The sequence below is a fragment of the Hoeflea sp. genome (assembly GCF_039975035.1).
Taxonomy (GTDB): domain Bacteria; phylum Pseudomonadota; class Alphaproteobacteria; order Rhizobiales; family Rhizobiaceae; genus Hoeflea.
The window spans coordinates 24,717-34,536 of the sequence record NZ_JBDWHW010000205.1 but is presented as its reverse complement, the minus strand read 5'-3'; the positions used below and the strand labels follow the sequence as shown (position 1 = coordinate 34,536).

At 60.6% G+C, this 9,820-nt stretch carries 6 protein-coding genes and 1 pseudogene; all 7 read right to left on the bottom strand.

Going from position 1 to position 9,820, the window contains the following annotated elements:
* Positions 1–215, bottom strand: a pseudogene (locus ABJN75_RS18460) (Ni/Fe hydrogenase subunit alpha); the annotation flags it as partial.
* A gap of 20 nt (positions 216–235) precedes the next feature.
* Positions 236–805 carry an NADP oxidoreductase gene (locus ABJN75_RS18455; RefSeq protein WP_348441060.1) on the bottom strand — a complete coding sequence of 190 codons (570 nt, stop codon included), beginning with the start codon at positions 803–805 and terminating at the stop codon, positions 236–238.
* A complete protein-coding gene (locus ABJN75_RS18450) occupies positions 798–1,517 on the bottom strand; it encodes a 2Fe-2S iron-sulfur cluster-binding protein (protein ID WP_348441059.1) in 720 nt (239 codons plus the stop codon). Before ABJN75_RS18450 ends, ABJN75_RS18455 begins: the two co-directional genes overlap by 8 nt.
* Positions 1,514–3,385, bottom strand: a complete 1,872-nt coding sequence (locus ABJN75_RS18445; RefSeq protein WP_348441058.1) for an NAD(P)H-dependent oxidoreductase subunit E — start codon at positions 3,383–3,385, stop codon at positions 1,514–1,516. Before ABJN75_RS18445 ends, ABJN75_RS18450 begins: the two co-directional genes overlap by 4 nt.
* A gap of 122 nt (positions 3,386–3,507) precedes the next feature.
* Positions 3,508–4,503, bottom strand: coding sequence for a dihydroorotate dehydrogenase-like protein (locus ABJN75_RS18440; RefSeq protein WP_348441057.1), 996 nt, complete (start codon positions 4,501–4,503; stop codon positions 3,508–3,510).
* A 37-nt stretch (positions 4,504–4,540) separates the two neighbouring features.
* Positions 4,541–8,143 carry a pyruvate:ferredoxin (flavodoxin) oxidoreductase gene (nifJ, locus tag ABJN75_RS18435; protein ID WP_348441056.1) on the bottom strand — a complete coding sequence of 1,201 codons (3,603 nt, stop codon included), beginning with the start codon at positions 8,141–8,143 and terminating at the stop codon, positions 4,541–4,543.
* Complete coding sequence (locus tag ABJN75_RS18430) at positions 8,130–9,776, bottom strand: NAD(P)-binding protein (protein ID WP_348441055.1); 1,647 nt, start codon at positions 9,774–9,776, stop codon at positions 8,130–8,132. Before ABJN75_RS18430 ends, nifJ begins: the two co-directional genes overlap by 14 nt.
* Positions 9,777–9,820: the final 44 nt, after the last annotated feature.

The window sequence follows — 9,820 nt, the reverse complement described above, 5'->3', positions numbered from 1 at the left end:
TGATGCCGGACCGGGCAGATGCCGCAAAGCCGCTGCACGATGACCGGAACCTCCCACAGCAGGCGTCCGCGAATGAACCGCTCGAAGCCGCGGAATTCGACGATATGCAGACGCGCCTCATCCACCTGGTTGTTGCGGTCGAGATGAATCGTCACCTTGCCGTGGCCTTCCACGCGTGTAATCGGCGAGATTTCGATCAGTCTTGGTTCACCCATGTCCTACCGCTCCCGCTCGCTCAGTCAAATCTGATCATCTTGCGTTCAAAACCTTCAAACTTGCCCGTCAGCAGGCCGGCCAGCGTGTTGAAGATTATATCACCCGAGGGCGCGCAGCCCGGGATCTCGTAATCGATCTCGACGACTTCCGAACACGGATAAACCTCGTCGAGCAGCAGCGGTAAAGCCGGATCGTTGGGTATGTCGTGCGTGGTATTGCGGATATATTTTCCGGTGATGAAAGCTTCCTCGAGACAATCGCGCAACGGTGTCTGGGAATGCATGATGGCGTTGCGCATTGCCGGCAGCCCACCCATGATCGCACATTGCCCGATCGCGATCAGCACATCGCAGTTGCGCCGAAAATCCCTGAGAACATGGACATTTTCTTCATTGCAGCAGCCGCCTTCGATAATGCCGATGTCGCAACGTTGGGTGAATTTCCTCATGTCGGTCAGCGGCGAACGATCGAACTCGACCAGTTTCATCAACTCGATCAGACGCTCGTCGATGTCGAGGATGGCCATGTGGCAGCCGAAGCAGCCGGCCAGCGATGTCGTCGCAATCCTGGCTTTCCTGACCTCACTCATCGCGCTTGCTTTCAATATCGTAGCCGATCAGTTCCTTGTCGAATTGGCGTTCGCCGATCGGCCTGGCAAAGCCTATGCCCTTGCGGATGATGCAGCCAACCGGGCAGACGCCTTCCGAAATCGCGTCATCGCCCAGCGCCGCATCGGTGTTGGCGAGATCCTCGCCATTGACGGCTACGCGGCGGTGAATGCCGCGGCCGACATAGCCGAAGACACCCTTGCCATCGACATCCTGCGAGGCGCGGATACACCTGCCGCAACTGATGCAGCGGTTGGTATCAAGTGCAATGTCGGGATGGGAGGCATCGACCGCTCGGCTGGGCTCGAGATAGGGAAACCTGGTCGGCGTTGTCATCTCGAGGCGATAGGCCATGGCCTGCAACTCGCAATTGCCGCTCGCCTCGCAGATCGGGCAAAGGTGGTTGCCCTCGTGAAACAGCATTTCCACCAGATCCCGCCGCAACTTGTTGAGATGGGTAGTTTCATTCTCGACGGCCAACCCCGGCGCTGCCGGTTGCGTACAGGCTGAAACGCTGCGCCCGTCCGCCTTGACCGTGCAGACCCGGCAACTGCCCTGATGCCGCAAGCCTTCGTGATCGCAAAGCCGCGGAATATAGACATGCGCCGCGTCGGCAGCCTCCATGATGGTCTGGCCCGGCGTGGCCGTAATTTCGACCCCGTCGATGACAAAAGTGAATTCAGGTCCGCTCATTGGCTGAAATCCTTGTCGTAAATGTAGGAACGCCGCTTTGCCAGCTTGCGCGCGCCGTCAATCGACGACTGGATATCAAAAGTGGCCCGGATCCGGTCCTGTGACGGTTTGGCAAGCGCCGAATAGACCAGCGGAAAATTCTCCAGCGTCGACAGGATCGGATTGGGCGACGTCATGCCCAGGCCGCAGCGGCTGGTTTCGATGATCGTGGCGGAGAGATCCTTGAGATATTCAATGTCCTCGGGATTGGCGAGCCCTTTGCGAAACTTGCCTATCGCCCTTTGCAGAAAGACATTGCCGACCCGGCAGGGTGTGCAATAACCGCAACTCTCGTGAACGAAGAACGACATGTCATATTCGACGATTTCCAGGATGTTGCGTTCGCCTGAAAAGACAATGATTGCCCCTCCGGTTGCCAGATCGTCAAAGGCCAGCCGCCGGTCGAAACTGTCCCGCCCGATCATGGTTCCACACGGGCCGCCGACCTGGACGGCTGCAGCATCTTCGCCGCCGGCCATTTCCAGGATTTCGCGCACCTGCAGTCCATAGGGCAGCTCGTAGACGCCCGGATTCAGGCAGTCGCCGGAAACACTGAAAAGCTTTGAACCGTGGCTGCTGTGTCTGCCCATGGCAAAGAACCAGTCAGCGCCGCGATCCATGATCCGCGCCGCGTTGCAAAACGTCTCGACATTGTTGACCACGGTCGGAAAGCCGAGATAGCCGCGATTGACCGGAAAAGGCGGACGGGTTTTCGGCTCGCCCGGCAAACCTTCGCAGGAACTGATCAGCGCCCCCTCCTCGCCGCAGATATAGGCCCCTGCCCCCATCTGGATGCGTATGTCGAAATCGAAGCCGTCAACGCCCATGATCTGTTCGCCAAGCAGCCCGCCGGCGCGGCGTTGGTCCACAACACCCTGCAGCAGATCTTGCAGGTAGATGTATTCGCCCCTGAGATAGATGATCCCTTCGGTGGCGCCCACGGCTCTTGCCGCGATGGTCATGCCCTCGACCATCAGGTGCGGACGTTCGGTCAGCAGCACCCGGTCCTTGAAGGTGCCCGGTTCTCCCTCGTCGGCATTGCACAACACATAGCGCCGCTCGGCCGGTTCGCTGGCAGCAACCCGCCATTTCCTTCCCGCCGAAAATCCTGCGCCGCCGCACCCGCGCAGACCGCTTGCCTCGATCTGGTCGACGATTTGCACCGGCGTCAGATCGAGCGACTTTTTCAATCCGGCATTGTCGGGAACCGGTCCGAGCAACACGGCGCCCGCATGCCGGATATTGTTCTCGACCATCCGCGTGACGCGTTCATGAGCGGAAAGCTCGGCGAAACGTGTGCTGATCAGTTGCTCCGGGGTCCGCCCCGATTTCAGCGATCTGGCGATGTCCCGCGCCTTGTCCGCAGTCAGGTTGGTAACGACAACATTGTTGATCATCACCGCCGGCGCCTGATCGCACATGCCGATGCACGGTGTGTATTCGAGCGAAAAGGCGCCATCGCCGGAGGTCTGGCCGACCTTGATATCCAGCTCGTTTTCAAACGCCTGCACCACTTCAGCCAGACCGGCAAACCGGTCAATGATGTCATCGCAAAGCCGGATGGTAACCCGTCCCTTCGGCGTCAGCGACAGGAATGAATAAAAGCTCGCCACACCTTCCACTGCAACCCGCGTCAGTCCGGTCTGCCGAGCAACGATGGTCATGATTTGCGGCGATATGCAGCGGTACCGGTCCTGTGCGTCGCGCAGGATATCCAGCATCCGGTGCTGGTCATTGCCATAGGCCTGGCAGATCGCAACGATATCGGCTTCCGATACTTGCGGCACATCGCAGGCCGGGGTGATCACATCAGTTGATTGTCTGCTCATGGGTTAGGAATTCCCTCGCAATAGGCCGGTGAGATGCATGTTTCCGGCACACCAACAGATACCATGTTTTTACTTTTAACGCGTGACACGGGCCTCCTCGCCCGGGTTCAGCACGATATTCCTCACTTCAACCCGAAATCCTGCAGCGTCCGGATATAGTTGGCGCGCTCGTAGGCTTCCGGATCAGCCACGTTGCCATGGCTGAGCTTGCCGCGAATATCGTCCGGCGAGTTCAGCCCCCGCGTGCCCAGCCAGTCTTTCAGTCCATCCGAGAGCACCCGCATGTGGGAAAGCCCGTTACGCAGCAGCGACGAGGTGGTCATGACAACGTCAGCACCCGCCAGCAGGTACTTCACCACATCTTCGGCCCGCTCCACCCCTGTGGTCGCCGCCAGCGATGCATCGATGCGCCCCGCCAGAACGCCGATCCACAACACCGGAAGCCGCATTTCGTAAGCATGGGACAGATCCAGACTGGTCTCGACCGACAACCGCATCGGATCGATGTCCGGCTGATAGAACCGGTTGAACAGGACCAGGCCACTGGCGCCGGCCTCTACCAGTTTCACGGCCATGTTGCCGGGCGAACTGAAATAGGGACCGATCTTGACGGCGACGGGGATTTTGACCGCCGACGCCACTGCGTGAACTATGTCGAGATAGCGCCGTTCGACATCGCCGCCATCAACAGTCGGATCGGAGGGAATGAAATAGATATTGAGTTCCAGCGCCTGCGCGCCCGCGCTTTCCATGTCGTGCGCATAATCGACCCAGCCGCTGTCGGTAACGCCATTGAGGCTGGCGATCACCGGGATTTCCAGCGCAGTGGCGGCGTTCTCGATGAGGCAAAGGTGACGCGACGTATCGAACGCATAGGAAGTCTGTGCGGGAAAATAGCTCAGCGCTTCGCCAAAACTATCCGCACCGCTGTCGACCAGATCCTCGATCAGTGCCTGCTCGCGCACGATCTGCTCCTCAAAAACGGAAGGCAGCACCACTGCCCCGGCGCCATGCCCCTCAAGCAGCTTGAGATTGTCCAGTTTCGAATTCAGCGGGCCTGCGCTCGCAACCAGCGGGCTTGTGAGCGTGAGCCCGAGATAGGTGGTGGTCAGGTCCATGTCCGCAGTCTCCAGTCGGGCAACAGGGTTTCCCGGATTATAGCTTTCGCGCCGCGCCCATGACCTTCGACGCATCCGGTCCTCCGGCCATCCGCGCGAATTCCTCATAGGTGTTGTACTTGTCCAAAATCGCCTTCTGCGCCTCTTTCAGCAATGCGGCAGCCTCCACCGGACGGCTGGCGGCAAGCGCGCTGTAGCGCAGTTCATTGTAGGCATAATCCCTGAACGGCAGCGCCGGGCGCGGCGAATCCAGCTGGAACGGAGCCTGACCGGTTTCACGCAGTTCGGGGTTGTAGCGCATCAGCGGCCAGTAACCGCTCGCCACTGCCTTGTCCTGCTGGCTCAAGCCCTGGCGCAGATCGTAGCCATGTGCGATGCAATGGCTGTAGGCGAGGATGAGCGACGGCCCGTCATAGGCTTCCGCCTCACGAAACGCCTGCAGGGTCTGTTGCGGATTGCCGCCCATCGCCACCTGCGCGACATAGACATTGCCGTAGGCGATGGCCTGGAGCGCCAGGTCCTTGCGCGCCGTGCGCTTGCCGGCCGCCGCAAATTTGGCGATTGCCCCCAGCGGCGTGGCCTTGGACGCCTGCCCGCCGGTGTTGGAATAGACTTCGGTATCCATCACCAGAACATTGACGTTCCGGCCGCTTGCCAGAACGTGATCGAGCCCGCCATAGCCGATGTCATAGGCCCAGCCGTCACCGCCCACGATCCAGACGCTGCGCCTGACCAGATGGTCGGCGACGGAAAGCAGGTCCAGCGCGGTGGCATTGTCTCGCACTTCCAGAAGCCGCAGCTTGAGCCGGGCGACCCGCTCGTGCTGATCCCGGATCTCGGATTCCCGGATTTGCGGAGCGGTCAGTATGTCTGCTGCCAGATCCTCCCCGACAGACCCGGCAAGTTGCTTGAGCAGCGATTGGGCCATGTCCAGATGCTTGTCGGCGGCGAGACGGAAGCCCAGACCGAATTCGGCATTGTCCTCAAACAGCGAATTCGACCATGCAGGCCCGCGGCCTTCGGCATTCTTGGTCCACGGCGTGACCGGAAGGTTGCCGCCATAGATCGAGGAACAGCCGGTGGCATTGGCCACCATCAGCCGGTCGCCGAAGAGCTGGGACAGCAGCTTGACATAGGGTGTTTCACCACAACCGGCGCAGGCTCCGGAAAATTCGAACAGAGGTTCGAGGAACTGCACGCCGCGCACATTGGCGAAATCGACGCGGGCCCGGTCATTGACCGGCAGCGTCTGGAAGAATCCGATCGTGTCCCGCCCTGTCTCGACGATATCATCGGTCTTTTCCGCCAGATTGATTGCCTTGACGTTCGGCTCGGTCAGGCTGTGGGCGGGACAGGCCTCGACACACAGCCCGCAACCGGTGCAGTCTTCTATGTGAAACTGCAGCGAAAACAGAATATCGGGATAACCGCGGGCATTGACCGGGGCCGATTTGAAGCTCTCCGGCGCGCCCTCCAGCATCGGACTGTCAAAATATTTCGCGCGGATGACCGAATGCGGACAGACGAAACTGCATTGCCCGCACTGGATGCACAGGCCCTCGCGCCAGATTGGCACTTCCTCGGCAATATTGCGTTTTTCCCAGGCCGCGGTTCCCGATGGAAAGGTGCCGTCCACCGGCATGGCGCTGACCGGGATCAGGTCGCCATCCCCTTCCATCATCCGCGCCGTTACCCGGCGCACGAAGTCCGGTGCGTCGTCCGGAACGGTTGGCGGTCGTTCGAACGGGCTCGACGCGTGGGCTGGAACCTTGACTTGATGCAAGCGGCCAAGCGCGCCGTCGACGGCGGCAAAGTTCTTCTCGACAATTTTCTTGCCCTTGCGACCATAGGACTTGGAAATCGAGTGCTTGATGCGCTCAATGGCCTCGTCGCGCGGCAGCACTCCCGACAGCGCAAAAAAACACGTCTGCAGGATGGTGTTGACGCGGCCGCCGAGGCCAAGTTCATGGGCCGCCGACATCGCGTCGATGACATGAAATTTCAGCCCCTTGGCAATGATCTGTTGCTGCATCGCATGCGGCAGCTGCGCCCACACCTCCTCAGGTCCATAAGGGCTGTTGAGCAGGAAGGTCGCGCCGGGCGCCGCCAGCTTCAGCACGTCGCTCTTCATGACGAACTGGAACTGGTGACAGGCCACGAAGCTTGCCGAACGGATCAGGTAGGGAGCCCGGATCTGGTGAGGCCCGAATCTGAGATGCGACACCGTCTGGGCCCCGGATTTGTGGGAATCATAGACGAAATAGCCCTGTGCATAGCTCTCCGCGTCTTCGGCGATGATCTTGACGCTGTTCTTGTTGGCGCCAACGGTTCCGTCCGACCCCAGCCCGAAAAATACCGCCCGAACCACATCGGCGGGTTCCGTCTGATAGCTTTCATCGACCTCGAGACTGGTATGCATGACGTCGTCATTGATGCCGACAGTGAAGCCGTTTTTAGGTTTGGGCTTTGCCAGTTCATCGAACACAGCTTTTGCCTGGGCCGGCGTGAAATCTTTCGACGACAGGCCGTAACGTCCGCCGACAATTCTCGGCATGTGGCCATAGGTGCCCTCGGCAACGGCGTCGGCCAGCGCTGCCACGACATCGAGATAAAGCGGCTCGCCCGTGGCGCCCGGTTCCTTGGTGCGGTCGAGCACGGCGATTGAGCGGCAGCTTTGGGGAAGTACCGCCAGCAAATGCCTGACCGAAAACGGCCGGTAGAGCCGAACCGTGACCATGCCCAGCTTTTCACTGCGAGCGCACAGATCGGCGACAGTCTCGCGAACGACTTCGGCGCCCGATCCCATGATCAGAATAATCCGTTCGGCATCCGGCGCGCCAAAATATTCGAATGGCTGGTACGCGCGTCCGGTCAATTCCGCGAACCGTGCCATTTCCCCCGCAACAATATCCGGTGTAGCCGCATAAAATCTGCTTGCCGCTTCGCGGCCCTGAAAGAATACATCCGGATTTTGCGCGGTTCCGCGCACAAACGGATGCTCGGGGCTGAGCCCGCGATCCCGATGCGCCCTGACCAGATCGTCATCGATCATCGCCCTGATATCCAAATCGTCGATCAGCCTCAGCGTGTTGACCTCGTGCGAGGTCCTGAACCCGTCAAAGAAATGCACAAACGGAATCCGCGATTTCAGCGTCGATGCCTGGGCCACAAGTGCCATGTCATGGGCTTCCTGCACCGAGTTCGAGGCGAGCATGGCAAAGCCGGTAGACCTGACCGCCATCACATCCGAATGATCGCCGAAAATGGACAGCGCCTGCGTTGCAATCGACCGCGCCGCCACGTGAAAGACCGCAGGCGTCAGTTCGCCGGCGATCTTGAACATATTCGGGATCATCAACAGCAAGCCCTGCGAGGCGGTAAATGTCGTCGTCAGGGCACCGGCCTGCAGCGAACCATGAACAGTGCCCGCAGCCCCGCCCTCGCTCTGCATCTCCTGGATTACCGGAGTATTGCCCCAGATATTGGTGATCCCCGCCATGGTCCATTCATCGGCCAGTTCGGCCATCGGTGAGGACGGCGTGATCGGGTAGATCGCGCAGACCTCGTTTACACGGTAGGCGATATGGGCAACCGCGGAGTTGCCATCCATCGTGGCCTTTGAACTTTCACGCTTGGCCATGGGACGCATTCTCCGGGATCATGTCGATGGCGTGGCAGGGACATTGCTCGAAACAGACCGCGCAGCCGGTGCATTTGTCATAGTCGAAAGCATAGCGCTTTCCCGGCCCGAGCTTGATGATGGCCTGCTCGGGGCAAGCCGCGTAGCAATTGTCGCATTCATAACAGTCGCCGCAGGAATAGCAGCGCTGCGCCTCGTAACGCGCTTCGGCATCGTTCAGCCCGGCGATGATCTCGGAAAAGTCCTCAAGCCGCGCCTCCACCGGAAGCTCGCGTTGCATGCGCGCATCGGCGTCCGAATAGACCGGAAGATGCAGCATCTCGAACCCGACGATCGGCGCTGCCGCCTCTGCCGTGCAGGTCGCGTCATTCAGCCAGGCGTCGATATTGCGCGCGGCGCGTTTGCCCTGTCCGGTCGCAATCGTCACCGACTGCTCGCCCGGGATCAGATCGCCGCCGGCAAAGATCCCGGTGGCGCCGGTCATCAGCTCCGGCCCTACCTTGACGGCGCCATCAGCGGTAAATTCAATGCCCGGAACATCGCGCAGGAAATGACTGTCGCTCTGCTGGCCGAGCGCCAGTACAACCGCGTCCGCTGTCAGTGTTTCATATTCACCGGTGGCCCTGGGCCTCCCGCCCTCGTCCAGCTTCATCCGTTCAACGGTGAGTTCGGAGCCTGAAATATCCTTGATCGCCGTCAGCCACTTGATCTTGATTCCCTCGGCCAGCGCCTCCTCCGCTTCGAACTGGTGGGCGGGCATGTGGTCGCGGTCACGCCGGTAGACAATCAACGTTTCAGTGGCACCCAGTCGTTTGGCGGTGCGGGCGGCATCCATCGCGGTGTTGCCGCCGCCATAGACGATGACCCGCCGGCCAAGCAGCAGCGGCTTGCCTTCGCTGGCATCGTGCAGGACCGAGACCGCATCGACAACCCGCGCGGCGTCGCGGGCGGGGATATCGACCCGCTTTCCCAGCCCTGCGCCAATCGCCACGAAAACCGCGTCGAAACCGCCTTCCTGTTTCTCCGCCAACAGATCGCTCACCTTGTGATTGGTGACGATCCGGACACCCAGCGCTTCCACCCGGGCCACCTCCCGCGCCAGTTCGGCGCGTGGCAGCCGGTAGGCCGGAATTCCGAAATGCATCATCCCGCCGGCAACCGGTCCGGCCTCGCGGATTTCGACCTGGTGGCCAAGCCGGGCCAGATGATAGGCGGCAGACAGGCCGCTCGGCCCGGCTCCGACAACCAGTACTTTCTTGCCCGATTTTGGCTTTGCGACGGTGAAACCCCAACCTTCCTGATTGGCCAGATCCCCCAGAAACCGCTCAACCGCGTGAATGCTGACCGGCGCATCGACCTGGCCGCGGTTGCATCCGCTCTCGCACGGATGATAGCAAACCCGGCCATGAACCGCAGGCATCGGATTGTCGGCCACCAGCAGCTCCCAGGCCTGCCGGTAACGCCCGGCCTGGGCTTGGTCAAGCCAGCCGCGGATGTTTTCGCCCGCCGGACAGGCATGGCTGCACGGTGGCGTCAAATCGACATAAAGCGGCCTTTGCCTGCGGACCGGACCGGTGCCACCGGTGGCCGTCAAGTCAACGGCTGGCGTGAAATCGCGGAGTCCTGTTTTCATCGCCTGTCCACTTCCGTAAACCTCATGAAGTGGAACACTACAGG

Excerpts from the sequence above, each read along its gene's own strand:
- nifJ (WP_348441056.1), bottom strand. The coding sequence starts at position 8,143 with ATGGCCAAGCGTGAAAGTTCAAAGGCCACGATGGATGGCAACTCCGCG.
- ABJN75_RS18445 (WP_348441058.1), bottom strand. The coding sequence starts at position 3,385 with ATGAGCAGACAATCAACTGATGTGATCACCCCGGCCTGCGATGTGCCG.
- ABJN75_RS18430 (WP_348441055.1), bottom strand. The coding sequence starts at position 9,776 with ATGAAAACAGGACTCCGCGATTTCACGCCAGCCGTTGACTTGACGGCC.
- ABJN75_RS18455 (WP_348441060.1), bottom strand. The coding sequence starts at position 805 with ATGAGTGAGGTCAGGAAAGCCAGGATTGCGACGACATCGCTGGCCGGC.
- ABJN75_RS18440 (WP_348441057.1), bottom strand. The coding sequence starts at position 4,503 with ATGGACCTGACCACCACCTATCTCGGGCTCACGCTCACAAGCCCGCTG.
- ABJN75_RS18450 (WP_348441059.1), bottom strand. The coding sequence starts at position 1,517 with ATGAGCGGACCTGAATTCACTTTTGTCATCGACGGGGTCGAAATTACG.